This is a genomic window from candidate division WOR-3 bacterium (assembly GCA_016934535.1).
Lineage (GTDB): Bacteria > SDB-A > SDB-A > SDB-A > SDB-A > JAFGIG01.
This window is the reverse complement of record JAFGSQ010000054.1, coordinates 1-17493: the sequence shown is the minus strand read 5'-3', so window position 1 is coordinate 17493 and position 17493 is coordinate 1. Positions and strand designations below refer to the sequence as shown.

The 17493-nt window shown below is 42.4% G+C and carries 17 protein-coding genes and 1 tRNA gene; 5 read left to right on the top strand and 13 right to left on the bottom strand.

The window, feature by feature from the left end:
* Nucleotides 1-4: 4 nt before the first annotated feature.
* The 8 genes from JXL83_07940 to JXL83_07905 all read right to left on the bottom strand — a co-directional run bounded on the left by JXL83_07940 (nucleotide 5) and on the right by JXL83_07905 (nucleotide 7013).
* Nucleotides 5-559 carry a YbhB/YbcL family Raf kinase inhibitor-like protein gene (locus tag JXL83_07940; GenBank protein MBN2364047.1) on the bottom strand — a complete coding sequence of 185 codons (555 nt, stop codon included), beginning with the start codon at nucleotides 557-559 and terminating at the stop codon, nucleotides 5-7.
* Nucleotides 556-972: a polymer-forming cytoskeletal protein gene (locus JXL83_07935; GenBank protein ID MBN2364046.1), complete on the bottom strand. Its 417-nt coding sequence runs from the start codon at nucleotides 970-972 to the stop codon at nucleotides 556-558. Before JXL83_07935 ends, JXL83_07940 begins: the two co-directional genes overlap by 4 nt.
* 9 nt (nucleotides 973-981) lie before the next feature.
* Nucleotides 982-1794 (bottom strand): M23 family metallopeptidase, encoded by an 813-nt coding sequence (locus JXL83_07930; protein ID MBN2364045.1) that lies wholly within the window; start codon nucleotides 1792-1794, stop codon nucleotides 982-984.
* Nucleotides 1795-1968: 174 nt separating this feature from the next.
* Nucleotides 1969-3057, bottom strand: a complete 1089-nt coding sequence (locus JXL83_07925; protein ID MBN2364044.1) for a hypothetical protein — start codon at nucleotides 3055-3057, stop codon at nucleotides 1969-1971.
* A gap of 68 nt (nucleotides 3058-3125) precedes the next feature.
* Nucleotides 3126-3815: an ABC transporter ATP-binding protein gene (locus JXL83_07920; GenBank protein MBN2364043.1), complete on the bottom strand. Its 690-nt coding sequence runs from the start codon at nucleotides 3813-3815 to the stop codon at nucleotides 3126-3128.
* 11 nt (nucleotides 3816-3826) lie between these two features.
* Nucleotides 3827-5059 carry an ABC transporter permease gene (locus JXL83_07915; GenBank protein MBN2364042.1) on the bottom strand — a complete coding sequence of 411 codons (1233 nt, stop codon included), beginning with the start codon at nucleotides 5057-5059 and terminating at the stop codon, nucleotides 3827-3829.
* Entirely contained in the window at nucleotides 5056-6273 is a 1218-nt protein-coding gene (locus JXL83_07910; GenBank protein ID MBN2364041.1) for an ABC transporter permease, read from the bottom strand. Before JXL83_07910 ends, JXL83_07915 begins: the two co-directional genes overlap by 4 nt.
* A complete protein-coding gene (locus JXL83_07905) occupies nucleotides 6273-7013 on the bottom strand; it encodes an outer membrane lipoprotein-sorting protein (GenBank protein MBN2364040.1) in 741 nt (246 codons plus the stop codon). The genes JXL83_07910 and JXL83_07905 overlap by 1 nt, the downstream gene beginning before the upstream one ends.
* Before the next feature lie 202 nt (nucleotides 7014-7215).
* Here JXL83_07905 and JXL83_07900 point away from each other — a divergent pair, with 202 nt between their 5' ends.
* Nucleotides 7216-9297 (top strand): cation:proton antiporter, encoded by a 2082-nt coding sequence (locus JXL83_07900; GenBank protein ID MBN2364039.1) that lies wholly within the window; start codon nucleotides 7216-7218, stop codon nucleotides 9295-9297.
* Between the two features lie 51 nt (nucleotides 9298-9348).
* Here the strand turns inward: JXL83_07900 and JXL83_07895 are convergent, their stop codons facing one another.
* Nucleotides 9349-11565, bottom strand: a complete 2217-nt coding sequence (locus JXL83_07895) for an SH3 domain-containing protein (protein MBN2364038.1) — start codon at nucleotides 11563-11565, stop codon at nucleotides 9349-9351.
* A gap of 59 nt (nucleotides 11566-11624) precedes the next feature.
* Here JXL83_07895 and JXL83_07890 point away from each other — a divergent pair, with 59 nt between their 5' ends.
* On the top strand, nucleotides 11625-13877 hold the full coding sequence (locus JXL83_07890) for a helix-hairpin-helix domain-containing protein (protein MBN2364037.1): 2253 nt from the start codon (nucleotides 11625-11627) through the stop codon (nucleotides 13875-13877).
* A gap of 135 nt (nucleotides 13878-14012) precedes the next feature.
* Here the strand turns inward: JXL83_07890 and JXL83_07885 are convergent, their stop codons facing one another.
* From JXL83_07885 to JXL83_07870, 4 genes are all read right to left on the bottom strand, one after another.
* The gene (locus JXL83_07885; GenBank protein MBN2364036.1) at nucleotides 14013-14780 is read right to left on the bottom strand and encodes a hypothetical protein; all 768 of its coding nucleotides are present in this window, start codon (nucleotides 14778-14780) and stop codon (nucleotides 14013-14015) included.
* Between the two features lie 26 nt (nucleotides 14781-14806).
* Nucleotides 14807-14879, bottom strand: a tRNA-Arg gene (locus JXL83_07880).
* Nucleotides 14880-15006: 127 nt separating this feature from the next.
* Entirely contained in the window at nucleotides 15007-15801 is a 795-nt protein-coding gene (locus tag JXL83_07875; protein ID MBN2364035.1) for a phosphatase PAP2 family protein, read from the bottom strand.
* Nucleotides 15773-16039 (bottom strand): hypothetical protein, encoded by a 267-nt coding sequence (locus tag JXL83_07870; GenBank protein ID MBN2364034.1) that lies wholly within the window; start codon nucleotides 16037-16039, stop codon nucleotides 15773-15775. The genes JXL83_07875 and JXL83_07870 overlap by 29 nt, the downstream gene beginning before the upstream one ends.
* A 208-nt stretch (nucleotides 16040-16247) precedes the next feature.
* Here JXL83_07870 and JXL83_07865 point away from each other — a divergent pair, with 208 nt between their 5' ends.
* The 3 genes from JXL83_07865 to JXL83_07855 all read left to right on the top strand — a co-directional run.
* A complete protein-coding gene (locus tag JXL83_07865) occupies nucleotides 16248-16475 on the top strand; it encodes an AbrB/MazE/SpoVT family DNA-binding domain-containing protein (GenBank protein ID MBN2364033.1) in 228 nt (75 codons plus the stop codon).
* Nucleotides 16453-16884: a PIN domain-containing protein gene (locus JXL83_07860; GenBank protein MBN2364032.1), complete on the top strand. Its 432-nt coding sequence runs from the start codon at nucleotides 16453-16455 to the stop codon at nucleotides 16882-16884. The genes JXL83_07865 and JXL83_07860 overlap by 23 nt, the downstream gene beginning before the upstream one ends.
* Before the next feature lie 379 nt (nucleotides 16885-17263).
* The coding region (locus JXL83_07855) for a nucleotidyltransferase domain-containing protein (protein ID MBN2364031.1) at nucleotides 17264-17493 on the top strand (230 nt) is incomplete at its 3' end.

Below are 17493 nucleotides of genomic sequence, written 5' to 3'. Positions count from 1 at the left end.
CTTTTTATCTACCCTGACGCCTGTATGTTCCCATTAGCTCGCCCTGTGAGATTATATTAGGGGTGATTTTCCGCAATAACTGCTCTTCGTTCAATCCCGGTCCAAGGTCGAGAGAGTCGTTCAAGGCGTAAATTTTAAAAAAATATCTGTGCGTACCGCTGGGAGGGCAAGGTCCGCCGTATCCTGTGCGTTTAAAATCAGTCAATCCCTGGATTATACCGTTTCCGAGCACGCTGTCCGTCGCCAATCCTTCCTGTAAAAAAGTCACTTCAACAGGTATATTGTAAACAACCCAGTGAACCCAGCCCCCTGAGGGAGCGTCGGGATCGTCGCAGATAATTGCGAAAGATTTGGTCTCTTCGGGGAAAGAATCCCACGACAAATAAGGAGACATGTTTTCCCCGTCGCAAGTATATTTGACGGGGATTTCTTGCCCGTTATCAAATGCGTCGCTCGTCAAAATCATGGTGTTTTCACTTCTTTCAATTCCGTTCCGGTCCGCCGAGCACGCGGCGAAAAATAACCCGAAAAGAAAATAAAAAAAAATTCTCGTTTTCATTCTGTTTCTTCAGGATTTTCCCTGTTTCTGTCCTGTTCAATTTTTTTTGAACTTTCAAGAAGTTTCAGCTCATTTTTCATTTTGCAGTTGCCGAGAAATTTACCGCCCTCTTCTATGTCTATCATTCCGACTGTGACGTCTCCCAGAATGGTTGCGGTTTTTTTTATGAAAAGCGTTCCGTTTATGTCGGCTCCACCTTCGAGAGTGCCCGCTATTATAAGGTTTTCTCCCTTGACCGTGCCTTTGACGTAACCTGTTTCTCCTATAATCACGTCCTGATGTCCGTTGACCGTTCCTTCAATTTTACCGTCAACCCTGATTGAATTTTCAGAAGAGACCGTCCCTTCGAAAAAGGTGGTCTGGCCTACGATGCTTTCAATTTTACCTTCGCCTTTTGAATTCTTGCCAAGCATTTAAAACTCCTAATCTTTTATGAAGTTCATCGGGTCAACAGGTTTATCGTAAATCCTGACTTCGTAGTGAAGATGAGGATCGGTGCTTCTTCCAGTCGAACCCATGTAGCCTATTACGTCGCCTCTTGCCACTTTGTCACGCAAACGGACAGTGAAGCTGTCAAGATGAGCGTATATGGTCTCGAGTGAGCAGTTGTGCTGAATCCTAACAATGTTTCCGTAACCTGACATGGTTCCGGCGTAATTGACGACGCCGTCAGCGCTGGCCCATACAAGCGTTCCTGAAGCGTTTGGAATGTCTACTCCGTTGTGGAATCTGATGGTCGGAAGAAACGGGTCTTTTCTGAATCCGAATCCCGATGTGACGTTGCCGTCAGTGGGATTTATAGAAGGGATGTGAGAAAGTTCATATTCGATGCTGTCGGCTTCTGAAATGGTTCTTTCCGCCAGATCAAAAGCCGCGGGGATTTCAGATCTTATGAACAGGATCTCTTCATAGACATCTCCAATACTGCTTCTGCTTTCACACCCTGCGCTTCCGCCCATTGAAGGCAGAAGTCCCAGAAAAGTCATGTCCTCAAGGCTGTCTCCCGAATCGCTGTCGCTGTATAGTTTGTTTCTGAGTTTCAGTCTGAGTTGTTCAAGAATCATCATTTCGTTTTTAATGTTTTCAACCTGATCAATTATCCTGTAAAGAGTGTCTCTCTCGCTTTGAAGCTCTTCGTTTTTCTCGGCGAGAATGGATTTTTGATTCGCGTAGTACCTGGTAAGAGTAAGTGAAACGGCTGAAAAAAGAATTACAACAACAAACAAGGAAATCATAAGCTTTATTACAAAGTACGAAATATTAATTGTCAGCGGATTTTTCGCGCTGTGGGGTATGAACAGAATGGTCAGATGTTTATTTTCATTTCGTTTCATTTCATATCACTTGTAAGTATTATAAAATCGTTTGATATATTAGTCAAACTGAGTGTGAAAATATATTTCGGCGTTTTAAAAATAAAACACTGAAGAAGCGAAAGCCATTTTTCCGTAATTTCCGTATTCGGAAATCCGGGAAGCAGAGTTCAAAGAGACACCGGTGGCGTATCCAACTTCAATGTAGACATTTTCTCTAAGATTCATCTCCGATGAAAGCAGGACGAACAATGAGACGTCGCAGACGTTCAGAGAACTTTTCATTGACATAGATACGAGGGGGTTTATTTGCCTGTTCAAGCCGAAAGAAAGGTAATTCTTTGCCTGAAGATATATGAAATTCTTCTCGTAAGCTGTTTTGACCGAATTGAGATGATAATTTTCAGCCGAATTTTCGCCGAAGCTGTTAAAATAGTACTCAAAAAACACGTATAAACCGCCGGGAAAATAATAATCAAAACCCGCGGAAGAGTTGAATCCTTTGAGCGAGAAATGACAGGCGTTTTCAAACCAGATTAAAGCTCCCTTGAAAGGACAAGAGAATGAAAACCCGGCCAATAAATCTTCTTTTGCCTGTGCCGCCAGAATTTCCGTGTCAAATCCTCTTAACACGATCCGTGTTTTGATGTAATGAACGGAGTTTTTTCCTGAAAAGTTTCTGCCGAAAACCGATCCGGCGGTCAGTTCACCGGTGCCGCAAGGAAATCTTGCCACGATTGCGTCCACTCCTCTGAATTCTTCCCTGTCCACATTAAAAAATGAAGTTTTGGCCAAAACATCTGTCGGTGAAATAAATCTGGACATTCCCCAGGAGATCGGCTGTCTGCCAGTGTAAACATCGAATTTTTTAGTTTTCAGGGAAACGTAGAGCCTGTCGATGTTATGATTGATGAAAAACGCTTTTACCTTTTCATTTTCTCGCGGATATATGCTCGATTTGATGTCTGTGACTCTGTATGAAAGTTCATCAGACGTAAAATAATCCGCGAAGTATGGATCCGATGCGGACATGGAAAGTTTGTACGAGGCGTTGAAACTAAAATACTCGTTCGGAATGAAACGGATTTTCAAATAGGCTGCGTTTGTGTTCATTCCCCTCGACGATTTTTCCGGAGTAAATTCCGACAGGCTGAAATAATTCTTTATGTAACCGGAAAAATCCACAGTCTCTCCGAACAGACCGGAGAAATAGACAAAAGTAAAAAATAATAAAAAGAGTTTTTTTGAACAGCTCATCTTCTTTCGTCGGAAAATATCATTCCGTCCCTGATTATCAGAACTCTTTTGGCCTTGCTGATAATAAGCTGATCGTGAGTGGAAAATATAAAAGTTGTCCCGTGTTTCTCGTTCATGTCGAGCATCAGGTTTATTAGATTCAAGCTGTTTTCAGAATCGAGATTCGCCGTCGGTTCGTCCGCGAGAATAATTTTCGGATTAGCGGCGACTGCTCTGGCGACGGCTACTCTCTGCTGTTGGCCGCCCGAGAGTTTTGTGACGACTCTGTCGGCGAAACCATCGAGGCCGATTTCTGTCAGAATATTCGATATTTTTTTGTCACGTTCTTTTTTTCCGACGCCTTGAAGAAGGAGAATGAATTCGGTGTTTTCCCTCACTGTGAGCACGGGTATCAGATTGTACGATTGGAATATAAATCCTATATTGTCTCTTCTGAAATCTGAAAGCTCCGATCCTTTCATCTTGCTTATGTCCGTTCCTCCGAGAAAAGACGAACCTTCCGTAGGGGAATCGAGTCCGGCCATCAGATTCATCAGTGTGGTTTTTCCAGAACCTGACGGTCCGACAACGGCCGTGAACTCTCCTCTTTCAAATTCACAGCTGATCCCTCTGACTGCTTCAACAGGCACTCCCCCGTCTTTATATGTTTTCTTCAGGTTTTTTAGGGATATTATGACCGTTTCCATTGAAAGCTCCTTTATAAAGTTTTTTTTACGGCTTTTGTGAGAGATATGCGCGAAGCGTAAGACGCCGGATATATTGCTATCGCAAGTGAAAGAGCCAAAAGCAGCAAAGGGTATTTATAGAATTGCGACAGATTCAAGGATGGATAAATGGTTCTCAAAAGAACGTTTTCATATTCGATGCCCTGATAATCGATACCTGTAACGGAAAAAAAATAAGTGACTAAAAATCCTGCTACACAGCCCAGCAGGACGCTCCACAAGCAGAGTATAAAAGTCTCGATTATGATAAGCCCAAAAACGAACGATTTTTTAGCTCCTATGGCTCTGATGACGCCAAATTCGAATATTCTATCGTAAATTGCCATGAACATAGTGTTGACTATTCCCAAACTGACTATGAAAAAAATTATCAGCGCAACTACTCCGACAGATATTTTTGCAAGGTCAAAAAACGCCGACACGTCGGGATACAATTCCGTCCATCCGGCGGTCTTGTTGCCGTCCAAAGAAAATTCGCTGAAAAAATCATTTTCAAGGTTCTCTGCGTAATATGAGTTTTTGAATTTTACGGCTATCTCGTGTACGCTCCCTTCGAGGGCGAGTATTTGAGATGCTCTTTCAATATTCACGAGAACGACAGTCTTGTTTATTTCTTCCATGTCCGTTTCGAATATGCCTGAAACCCTGAAAAGTTCCTGATAAATCTGACCCGTGAAAGGCTGAGCCACCGTAACTACGACTTTGTCTCCGGAATCGACGCCGAGGCTTCTTGCAAGGTCCTTGCCCAATAGAATGTCCTGCTGGTTGTCGGAAGACAAATACACACCTTCGACGAGGCAGTCGTCGAAAACGGAAATGTTTCTTTCTTTTTCAGGATCTACTCCGGCAAGATAAATGTATTTTATGTCTGAAGCTGAAGTAACGGTTGCGGTTGACAGAATTCTCGGGGCGAAATACAGAACTTCCGGGCGCTCTTTTATCCTTTCAACAACCTGCCTGTAACCGAACAAAGTGTCTTGAGCCTGCATGGTCTCGAGATAATTCTCGGCATGTATCTGAGCTTCTCCTGAAAATATTGAAGTCGCTGAAATTCTCATGTAATCCTGAAATCCGAGTATAAAGGCGTCTGTGAAAATAAGAACGGCAAGACCCATACCGACGGACAACGAAGTTAAAAAACTTCTTTTCTTGTTCCTCAGTATATTTCTTCCGGCAAGTTTGAGCCATAGAGAAAAAATCTTCATCCGAAATCCCTCATCGTTACGCTCGGGTCGGTTTTGGAAGCTTTCAGGGCGGGGAATAACGTGACTACTGTGACAGAAATAAAGAGGAGAAACAGAGGTTCGAGCAATGCTCTCAAATTGAATTCGGCTTTCATCTCTTTGAAAACCATGCCTCCGTAAGAAAATCCGTTCCCTATGACAACACCTTTGACTGACAAGTATGATATGGCTCCTGCAGCGATTAAACTTCCTGCGCAAACGCTTAAAATTGCGAGAAGTAAAAACTCGGCGTAAATAAGCTTGAAAACACCGGCGGGTTTCATACCGAGGGCTTTTAATAATCCGTATTCCCTCGTTCTTTCAAGGACCGACATCAAAATTGAATTAAAGACGCCGACTGATATCACGAGCATTATTATCAGGCGAAACACTCTGTCTCCTGCCCTGTCTGCCTGCATGGCCTTGTAAAAATGAGCGGCAAATTCAATCCAGGTCTTGGTCTCAAGTTCTTCAGGTATTTCCGATTCTATTTCAGCCGCGATCTTATCCAGGTCATTCATCGAGTGAGCCAATATTGATATTTCGTGACAACTGCCGTGCATGTAAAACAGGTCCCATGCGTCATCAATGATTATGTAGCAGTTTATTCTGTCTTCAGCCGGATTTCCCGTCGAAACCATTCCCTTTATTTCGTACTGGTCGTTCGCTATGGAGCCGTCTGCCGCCTGCGAAAGAAACACAATCGTGTCACCGATTTCTGCCGATATTATTTTTGCCAGGTCTCTGCCTATGATGACTTTTTTACTGTCGGAATTATCGAGGTAAGCGCCTTCTGTCATTTTTCTTTCGAAATTCGAAGTCGCCGATTCTTTTTCAGGATCAATTCCTATTATCTGAACCGCTGTTGTTTTATCTCCTGCCATTCCGAGTCCTCCGGCAAAAACTCTCGGCGTCCAGCTTTTGACCCCTTCTATTTCAGAGACGACAGAACCTATCGAATAAGCGTCTTTCACGCTTTTATAGATGGACGGAGATTCGAGATATCCGTCCGCGTGAATCTGAATATGCCCCAGTCTGTTTTCAGTGAAAACCTCTATGATACCCTTGTAAGAACCGTCCGCCCATGCTATTGAAATTGAAAAAAGTGCGAATCCCCCGGCCATGGTTATCCCGGTTATGACGGACCTTCTTTTCTGACGAAGAAGATTTCTCAGGGCGAGTTTTAGATAAAACATCAGTTTCTCTGAAGATTTTTCAGAGTGAAAATCTCTTCGTCTATCTCTGCGTCGAATTCCATTTCAGTGAAACGGATTTCGGTTCTGTTGCCTGGTCTGTCCATCGGAACGAGTTCCATGACAGACGGGATTTCTCTTGTTCCGAAAATCCTGACGTCAGAATAAGTTATTGTTCTTTTGTAGTTTCCGTCTTCGTCGTAAAATTTTTGCCAGAGCGGCAATAAATCGTTTTCACTAACGGCCGTTATTATCTTCCCCCATACAACCGCGGAATTTTCTTTCGGCAGCATTTCCAAATACAATTCGCCTTCTTTTGAATCCTCGATTTTAACGATTCTGTATGTGTAATCTTCTTCGAAGGAAGATTCTTTGACGAGGTCGTCGTTAGTGAAATCCGACCCCATCCACGAAGAAAGCATCATGGACGGCGGAATTTTCATCACTCTGTTAGTCGGAGGAAGGTAATTCCACATATCCGTACCGATTCTCAGTGTCGCGTAATCCTTTTCTCTTTCCGGTGAAATTATTCTTATAAATGTTTTTTCCATGCCGAGAGTCCAGATGTTGAAAATGAGAGTTCTCTGCCAGTCGGGAGTGACAATTTTCATTTCGATTTTTCCAAAACTCGATTCGCTTCTGTAAAGATCGTCGAGTTTCCTGACAATTTCTTCAGCCGTGTAAGAATGAATGGACCGGCATAAAAATATCATTGAAAAAAACAAAAATATTTTAGCGTTCATGAATTTCTCCCGCGTTTATGAATTTATAAGTTTTTCATTTATTAAATCTAACAAATATTTTCATGAACGACATCGTTTTTCAATCGAAACATTTTGTTTTCCGGAAAATATTCTCATTGATTTTATCTTTACCGGATGTATAATCACGTAACTTTTTAAATTCTCACAGAAAGAAAGATCAAGCGCAAACATGATAGAAAACATGACAAAATTCATATTTCAGCTTTCGCTGATAATAATCGCTGCGATAGGCACTGGAATCCTTTTCAGAAAAATAAAACTTCCCGCTGTTCTGGGCGAGATTATTGCCGGAGTCGTAATTGGACCATATGTTTTGGGCAAGATACATCTACCGGGATTTCCCGAAGGGCTTTTTCCGTACAATCACGCCATGAACTTTCCTGTAAGCGCAGAGCTATATTCTTTCGCCACGGTCGCTTCAATAATCCTTCTGTTTTTTTCAGGCCTCGAAACCGACATTAAGCTGTTTCTTCACTACTCACTCTCGGCCAGTGTCATCGGAATTGCCGGAGCAGTATTTTCATTTTTACTCGGATCCTACTGTTCCGTAATTTTTCTGCACGAACCGTATTTTTCTTTCAAATCTCTCCTTCTCGGGTGTATAAGCATGGCCACTTCGGTAGGAATAACAGTGAGAATTCTTTCCGAAAGAAGAAAAATAGACACTCCGGAAGGAATCACTATATTGTCCGCGGCAGTGATTGATGATGTCTTGGGAATAATCACCTTGTCCGTAATACTCGCTTTCGCGTCGACAAATTCCGCCGGCAAGTTTTCTAACGTCAATTTCTACAAAATTTTTACCTTTACACTGAAAATCGTAGCTACGTGGCTGATATTCACCGTTCTGACTCTTCTCGCGGCGAAAAAAATCGGCAAGGCTCTAAAAGTTTTTAAAAACAGAATGACGTTTTCATTGCTGTCCCTATCTCTGGCCCTTTTAATGGGCGGTGTTTTCGAAAAATCCGGCCTGGCAATGATAGTGGGGGCTTATGTCATGGGTCTTTCTCTGTCGAGAACCGACATCAGTTATGTTATCAAGGAATCTTTGGGTTCCCTTGAAGCTTTTTTCGTTCCTGTTTTTTTCACGGTCATGGGGATGCTGTTAAATCCCGCGATTTTTCTTCAAAAAGAAATTGTCGCTTTCGGCATAATTTTCACTGGGACGGCAATCATTTCGAAAGTCATAGGCTGTGGTCTGCCAGCCTACTTTATGAATTTCAATCTCAGAGGCGCGATCAGAATCGGACTCGGAATGATACCGAGAGGTGAAGTAGCTCTAATAATCGCAGGCTTTGCCCTTATGTATTCAATTTTTGACGAAAAGACTTTCGGCGTTTGCGTCATGATGGCTATGCTGAGCACGCTCATCGCTCCGCCGTTTATTGACGCGTCTTTTCGTTCCAGTAAAAAAGGCGTAAAAAAAGAACCCAAAACCGTCGAAGAAGCCGAAGCGGTTTTCGACATTCCCAATCCGGAGCTTTCTGCTCTCATATTGTCAAACGTACTTAACAACTTCAGTATGGAAGGTTTTTTTATAACTCATATAAAATCAGAAGAAAACTTGCATTATATAAGAAGGAACAACATTTTTTTAAAGCTGACCGTCTTCAACGATAAAATGATTTTCAAGGCAAGGCAGGAAGATATCGGGCTAATAAATACGATCATTTACGAGTCGTTTCTAAAGTTGTTCGACACTTCTCAACATCTTAAATCTCTTGCAAAACCTGTCCAGATGAAAAAAGAAATAGTCACTAACGGAGGTTCAAAATTTGAAATTGACCTGGCGAAATACATAGAACCTTCATGTGTATCCATCCCTTTGAAATCTTCTGAAAAAGAAGGCGTCATAAACGAACTTGTTGAAGTTCTCTCAAAAAAAGGGAAAATTGAAGATAAAGAAACTGTTGTGAAGTTGATCCTTGACAGGGAAAAAACAATGAGTACCGGTCTCCAAAACGGTCTCGCAGTTCCTCACGTCAGGACCAGCCAGGTGAAAAAAGTCGAAATCGCCATCGGCATATCGAAAAACGGTGTGAAATTCGGCTCTATAGACGAACTTCCTTCAAAAATAGTTTTTCTCATACTGTCCCCTGAAGATAAATCTCCGCACCTTGAAATACTCGCTTCCCTCGGTAGTCTTTTCAGGGACAAGGATTACGCCGACAAAATCGCCGGATCTTCCACTCCTGAAGAAGTCATTGAACTGTTGAAACACAAACGCCTTGTCTTGCCGCGTAAAACTATTTTTCCTCTATGATACTGTGTTTTCGCATGCATTGGTTTTCTATCCGCAAAAAACGATAAATTATTATTCGGTTTTTGTCACCTTGCCGGTTATCGTTCCGATTCCGGGATTTTCGAGGAATTTTGCAGAATAGAAATAAACACCTGAGGGAATTCCTGAGCCGAATTCGACAGATTTGTCTTTCCCTGTGTAACTGAATCTGATCCTTCCTGAAATATCGAAAACCGTCAATTCGAAAAGTCCGGGAGAATTGGTCTCAAAAGCGCAGGCGTCCCTGAATAAACCGGATGATGGTTTTACAGAAAAACAGCACGAATATTCTTCTGTATCCACTTCGCTGACAAATGATGCTGGCAAAACCGTCACGCTTATATTTTGATCCTGTGAAATGTCAGTCTGTCTCCTTCTGAATCTGAAGATTTCGGTGATCGTCTGAGGCGAGTTGACTTGCGGAGCCGACATCAGGGAATACCTGGCGGAATACTGCCCTGGAAGCGCGTCAATGCCGGTTGTCAGGGCATTAAAAGAATCCTGCCAATAACCGGCCAGATAAAAACAGCTCGCTGAATCTGATCCCAACAAAACAAGTGAATCCAGGGGCGATTCGCCCGTGTTCAATAGATAAAAGCTCACAGTAAATGTATCTCCCGAATAAACTGTGTCACTGCAATGTATTGAATCAATCGCCGCCTCAAAACAATTCGAATCTTCGGGGCAGGGAATCGTTGTCGTGTAACTGACATAGTGTATCCAGCCGATAATATTGCTGTCGGCAAGCGATATTCTCGCCCAATTTCCGGAAAAAGTATCCGGGACGAAACATTGACCGCGTGAAACGAGAGTCAGTACAGCAGAATCGGTTGTCGGTCCGGACCGTACGTTCAAAAGAGAAGCCGTCACCAGAAGAATTTCGTTGCCGTTAGCGCCTTTCAAATACTGCTCAGGATTTCCGTCTCCGCCGTATGCCCAGCCGTGAGCGTAACCGCTTCCTGAGGGAAAGTATATTTTGTACCAGTTCCCGTTCCTGTCAAAAACACAGAATTTCTGTCCCGAGTGAATTTGAGAAATGACCGGATACGAAGACGAAGGCCCGCTCCTGACATTCAGTTCGGCAGTTGCGACCTCTGCGGAATAATGTCCTTCCGGGGGTTCGATAGAGAATACGTGGCCTATCACGTTCCATAAATCGTCCTCTCCGCTGTCGTATCCGAGAGCCCAGCATCCCGCGCCCTGAAGCAGGCTGTCTCTTGCGATCTCGAGCTTGAGCATGACGCTGACCGAATCGTCGTACCAGCATTGATGCCACGAAGTCGAATTGTATCTGTACCAGGGAGTCGATGAATTATCGTCCCACAATCTGCCGTATGTCAGCGCGTTTGCCTTGGCGTTTTTGAATATTACCGCACTTCCGTTTCCCGTTGTTGATGATCCTGCAGACTGCGTTTCAGTAGGCCAGTCTATGCCGTAATACGGAATGCCGAGGATCACTTTCTCTCTCGCCGTGCCGTATGAATTGATAATGTCTCCGACAGAAGTGTTTACCGCGTAATATCCCCAAAAAGAACTGTTGAAAGTCGGAGAGACAGGTCCGGCAGTTGAAGAGCCGCTGTAGTGATAATCGTATGCCATTATGAATAATCCGTCGCACGTGTCGGCGAGAGCCTGAAAATTGTAACCGGGATACCATCCCGGAACACACGGCATCGCTATGTAAAGTTCTTTTCTTCCTTCTGTGCTGTTGTGCAAGGAATTCGAAAGTTCCCTGATGAACAGAGTAAAGGAATCTCTGACGGATGATGTCACGAATTCAAAGTCTATATTGGCGCCTTCTATTCCTCTCGAATTTACAAGAGACGTTATGTTTGAGACCGCCGCCTGCCTTGCAACCGAACTGTTCAAAAAAGAGGAAACCGACGAACTGCCGAAAAGAGTGAAGGTCATGTGAACTCTCACTCCCCTGGGATGGCAAAGAGATACTATCTCATTGAAATTTGTCTGATTGGGTATCGCTCCGATACTCCCTGAAGCGGATAATTCCACTGAGAAATACGCCAGGTGAGTCAAAAGGCTGTAATCGAATTCCTGGTACGCAGAGTTTGAAACCCAATATGGAAGATAGCCGTAATAGTCGTAGCGCAATCCGTCCGGTGAGATATCTTCGAAAGGGATATTTACCGGTCCGACTTCAGTAAAGTCAATTTCGTGCCTGTGATTATCGTATTCAATCCGGTGGATTGATGTTCCGACAACAAACACTGAAAAAACAATTATTGATAACACGTCACCGCCTTGATATTTGTTTACCTATTTGCTATTATGATAATTCCTGAGTTAATTTTATGCAAGACGAGTCATCTTTAAAAAACAGCATATCTGATAAGGACATCAGTTATATAGTGTCCGAATCCGGCGTGCAACGGACCACCGTAGCCAATCTGATCGAGCTATTCGACGCTTCGATGACCGTACCTTTTATTTCGAGATACCGGAAAGAAAAAATCCAGAGCGCTGATGAAGTTGTAGTCCAAAAGATCAAAGATTTCTGTGATTACATTTCAGAACTGAACTCGAGAAAAAAGACAATATTGACGACAATTTCAGAACAGGGATCACTCACGGATGAACTCCGCAGTAAAATAGAATCTGTATACTCAAAGAACGAACTCGAGGATTTGTATCTCCCTTACAAGCCTAAACGCAGGACAAAAGCCTCCATGGCCAAAGAGAAAGGTCTTCTGGACCTCTCCCAAGACATATTGAGACCGGACATTCAAGGGGAGCCAAAACACATGTCCCTGAAATATGTCAAAGAAAAAAAACTCGAACTGACTCCCGAAGAAGCTCTCGAAGGGGCCGGTCACATTCTCGCCGAGCAGTTTTCGGAGAATTCCGAAGTCAGGAAAAAAGCCCGCGATTTTCTCAGGGAAAACGGAGTCGTAATTGTAACAGCCGCCGAGGGATGGGCCGACAAACGCTCTAAATTTGAAAAATACTACAATTTTACAGAAAAGATCAAATTCATACCTTCTCACAGATATTTAGCCATAGCCAGAGGAGAAAGGGAAAAAGTTCTCAAAACATCAATCACCTCCGTAAAGGATTCATACTGTTCAGAACTTTCGACTCTTCTCTACGATTGTTCTCATCCGAGAAGAATGTTTTTGGACAAGATGCTCGAAGACTCTCTGAAAAGGCTCATCGTGCCATCAATCGAACTCGACATAAGGCTTGAACTAAAGAAGACATCCGATGTTGAAGCCGTGGAGATTTTTTCAAAAAATCTTGAAAGCCTCCTTCTATCGCCTCCCGCAGGCCACATGAAAGTGATGGCCGTAGATCCCGGCTACAGAACAGGCTGTAAAACGGCAATAATTGACGAACTCGGAAATCTTGCCGAAGATTTCGTGTTCTTTTCGGTGGGCTCCGAAAAAGCTTTGGCTGATTCATCAAAAAAAATATTGAAGTGCATTGAAAAACATTCCATTCAGGCAATCGTCATCGGCAACGGAACCGCGTCGAGAGAAACCGAAATACTTGTAAAAAAAACAGTCGAAGGAAAAGACATAATAGTCACGGTCATAAGCGAAGCCGGCGCATCTGTTTATTCCGCGTCAAAAGCCGGACGGGAAGAATTTCCCGACAAAGATTTAACCGTCCGCGGAGCTATATCAATAGGCAGGCGTTTTCAGGACCCGCTCTCCGAACTCGTCAAGATTGATCCCAAAGCTATTGGAGTCGGTCAGTATCAGCACGACGTCAATCAAACCCTTTTGAAGAACAAACTCGACTCTGTAGTAGTCTCTGTAGTCAACAGAGTTGGTGTCGATCTCAATATCGCATCGTGCCATTTGCTGAAATATGTTTCGGGAATCGGAGAAACTCTCGCCAAAAACATAGTGGATCACAGAAAAAATTTAGGAGCGTTCAATAGCAGAAAAGATCTTATGAATGTGCGAATGTACGGAGAACGGGCTTTTCAGCAGAGCGCCGGATTTCTCAGAATCAAAGGCAGGGACGAGCCGCTGGATGCGACCGGCATACATCCCGAATCCTACTTCATTGTCAATCAGATTTCAGATGACCTCAAAAAACCTCTTTCCGATCTCATAGCGAACATTGAACTGCTTTCAAAAATCAACCCTGAAAAGTACACGACGGAATCCTTCGGTCTCCCGACAGTTCTTGATATTTTCACTGAATTGAAAAATCCCGGCAGGGATCCTCGCGAAGATTTTCAGATGTTCCTTTTTAACGAAGGAGTCGCAGACATCTCTGAAGTCAGGACCGATATGATACTCGACGGCGTCGTCACAAACGTCACGAATTTCGGCGTTTTCGTCGATATCGGAGTTCACATAGACGGACTGGTACACATATCCGAACTCTCGAACTCGTTTGTCACGAAACCGGAAGAATTCATTTCAGTCGGAAAAAAAGTGAAAGTGAAAGTCGTCTCCGTCGACGAAGAACTCAAAAGGATCAATCTGAGCATGAAGGCTCTTGAAAAAAAATCCGATAAAAAGAAGAAAAAAAAGAAAAAATCCATGGCAGAATCAGTCGAACAACTGAAAAAAATATGGGGTTCCCGTTGAAAAATCAGTTGTAATTTCTGTTACAATTCCTGATTTTCTGTAAATTTACTACTGGTTCGATTCTCAAACACGGGTAATAAAAAGGCGAAATGCATTTTCAGCTAAAAAATGCATTTCCGATACTTGAGTCGTTATTTATTCTGTCTCTATTTTGTTGTTTCTGACCTGATAGGCGACGTCTATCATTTCTCTGTAGAAAAGCGCTTCATTTTTAAGAGACAAGTTGGTCATGTTGTGAACCGAAAAATCGAGAGCCATTTTTCCCATGTCGTATAACTGAACTGTAGAAGTGTCTACGGCGGCTGAAGTATCGTACATCAGCGCAAAAACAGCGTTTTCGCCGGCGTCGAGAAGAGCCAGCATGGCCAGCCCGGAATCTTCTACAAAGAATTCCTGCAGTCTCGGAAAGATTATGGACACTGAATTAATCGGGTCAACCATATCCGTGAAACCCAAGGTCGCCACGAGCGCGACCGTTTTGGACGCATTCACTTCCCCTCCGAAGACTTTCTGCCATTTTTCGGCGGCCATTTGGTATTGAAGCTGGAGAGCAAAAGAGTATCCTTCGAGAGTTGTTATGAGTCCTTTGGATGTAGTGTCCTGGTTGGAGATTTTCGAAAGCCTGTCCATCGACTGGGTCAAAGCTGTCAGGACTTCCTGTGTGTTTTCTCCGTAATACAGGGCGTCAAAATTATTCATGGTTAGAAGAATGTGATCCTGTGTTTTCATCGTGTCGCCTCTTCGTCCGAAGAGGTTGGACAAAAGGACTATGAGAGATACGGCCGCGACTACAACAATGGCCGAATGATAGGGATACTTTTTGATGAGAATGACGATTTTTTTTATGTATTTAATAAAAGCATCGTCGTGTCCTATTTCCTGATGAGGAAGATTTTTCGTCATTTCTTCTCCTTTAAGATCGTAGATTTCGCCCCCGACAAGATTCGAACTTGTGGCCCCCGGTTTAGGAAACCGATGCTCTATCCACTGAGCTACGAGGGCGAGATAAAAATATCGTTTTCACTCTTTACGAGCGCAATGACCGATGTATAAAAACGAATTGTCCGATAATTTCAGAATAAAATCAAGTCAAAATCGTTTGGAATACGAGAATTCAATATGCAGTGTTTTAAGATTTAGGCGATCTTTTCATCAAATAAAAAACTTCAACTAAACAAACAGCAAAGAAAACAAGGGCTACTGTCTTTTGAAAAAGCATGATTCCATCAAAACCCGAATAGTCCCACAAAAAAAGAACGATACAGCATACTGCCAAAAGAAATCCGTAAAAGATCGCCGCTTTTCTGCCTGTGCCCCACAAGATCTTTCCGGCAATACAGTAACCCAAGCAACCTGAAATCCATCCCATAGCGGCTCCAGCAGTTATGTCAAACGGCCAATGGACCCCGACGACTGCCCGTGAAATGGCGATAATTGAAGCTATAAACAAAACAATTATTTTAAGCGGCCTCTTCCCCTCTTCGGATATAACTGAAGCCAGTACAAAAACCATCGACGCATGCCCCGACGGAAAAGAATACTGTCCCCAGTCAGGTCCTATGAGAATCATTGAGTTCCTGTCCAGGACCCTCGTCGGCCTGAGGACGTGAAATGACCTCTTCAGTATTTGGTTTAATATTGTCGAAATTATTGCGGCGATGATGACAGCAAATATTATTTTAGGTTTTTTCCTAACAAAAGGAGTCAGGATGACAAAAGAGACCAACCCGTCGGAAAAGAATGTAAAAAAAATCCAGACATTCTCTCCCGTTACCGACGATAAATTATTGAGGAATCTGAAAATAGACATGTTGACAACAGGCACGGCAGTGAGAACTGCGAGAAACGACAAAATCAGTGTTACGTAAAAATACCGGTTTCCAAGGAGGTGAAGTTTATTTATTCTCGCCGAGAACTTTAACATAAATCTTTTGAAACATGATCATTATCATTCCGATGAAAGCGACAAAAAGCCAAAAATATGAGCCGAGTAGATACAATATCGGATCGGTTGCATACCTGGGGGCTTCGGACATCACCCACTTATTGAAACATACTGAAAGGTATGTCAGATGCGAAAGAACGTATATCGAAAAGCAGAAAAGACATAAAACGGCGCCCAGGATCAACAAGACATATCCTAAGATCATAACAAATTTCATTTAAAAAATGTTCTTTCCTGTAATCAAAACAAACAACATTGACTTTAGTATTCCCTCGTGTTTTATAGTATAAGCTATTGCATAAACATGGAAATGTCAAATTCCATCCCGTCATGACTTTTTAAGATATTACAGGTAAAATACTTAATTTATCTTGTAAATATTATTTTTATCTTGTATAATTTCAATGATAATAAAGGAGGCTAATATGCTAAGCACGGTAACCATAAGGGGTCAAACCGCCATACCCTCGGCCATAAGAAAAAAATACAAAATTCTCCCAAAGTCTAAACTGGCTTGGCTTGACGACGGATTTACAATATCAGTTCTGCCTATACCAAAAGATCCTGTAAATGAGTTGAGGGGGAAATATAAAAACATAGATTTCTTGAAAGCTTTGATAGAATCGAGGAATGAAGAGCGGAAAAGTGAATAAAAGATACGTTTTAGATACTTCAGCACTGTTTACTCTCATAAAAGACGAAAAAGGGAGCGAAACGGTAGATGATATTTTAACGAGATCAAGAAACAAAAAATGCGAGAGTTTTATTTCTTTTATCTCTTTTACCGAAGTTTATTACATAGCATGGCAGGGAAAAGGAGAAAGCGCGGCAAAAGAATTGGTAATATTGCTAAAAGCGTTACCCCTGCAATGCGTCGAGCCCTGCGAAAGAATTACATTGTCGGCCGGCAGGATAAAAGCAAACCACAGGCTTTCCGTTTCCGACGCTTTTATTGCCGCGACAGCTCACGATAAAAAGGCTGTACTTGTCCATAAAGATCCTGGACTCGAATCAGTTTCAGATTTTGTTGAAACACTTCAATTGCCTTATAAAAACAGATAATGAATGTCAATCCTTCATCTCTTGTCAAGCGGCAAATATCTTTACGAGCTGCAGCGGCATATAGCTTTACGAGTTTAATAAGAAAAAATATACACCACTAATGAACACAAATATAAAGAAGAATCAACCGCGTATGAACACGAAAGATAAGAAAGAAGAAAAAAAGAATATTAACCGCGAATCCGATTTTTGAATCAAAGATTCAAAATATCGTCACACGAAGGAGAATAAAGAAACTTTTCTTTATAAAATTTGTCCTGCAAATTTTATAACTGTGTAGATCTCTTATATGGCGTGCTTTACGTGCTTAATCATTGGTGCAGATTGGTGATCGATCAATGATATAGCTTTTGTTAAAAAAAATTGCTAAATTTGAAGTATGTCTCGACAAAAAATTAGAAATATTATCCTCAAGCATTTAAGGGAATATAATCCGGAGTTAATAGGATTGTTCGGATCTTATGCTCGAAAAGAAGATGGAAAAGGAAGCGATATTGATATTCTTGTGCGTTTTCATGGTAATATTTCACTTCTTCAATTATTGCGAATTGAAAATGAACTTACAGATAAGCTTGGAATAAAAGTTGATTTGGTAACAGAAGGATCAAT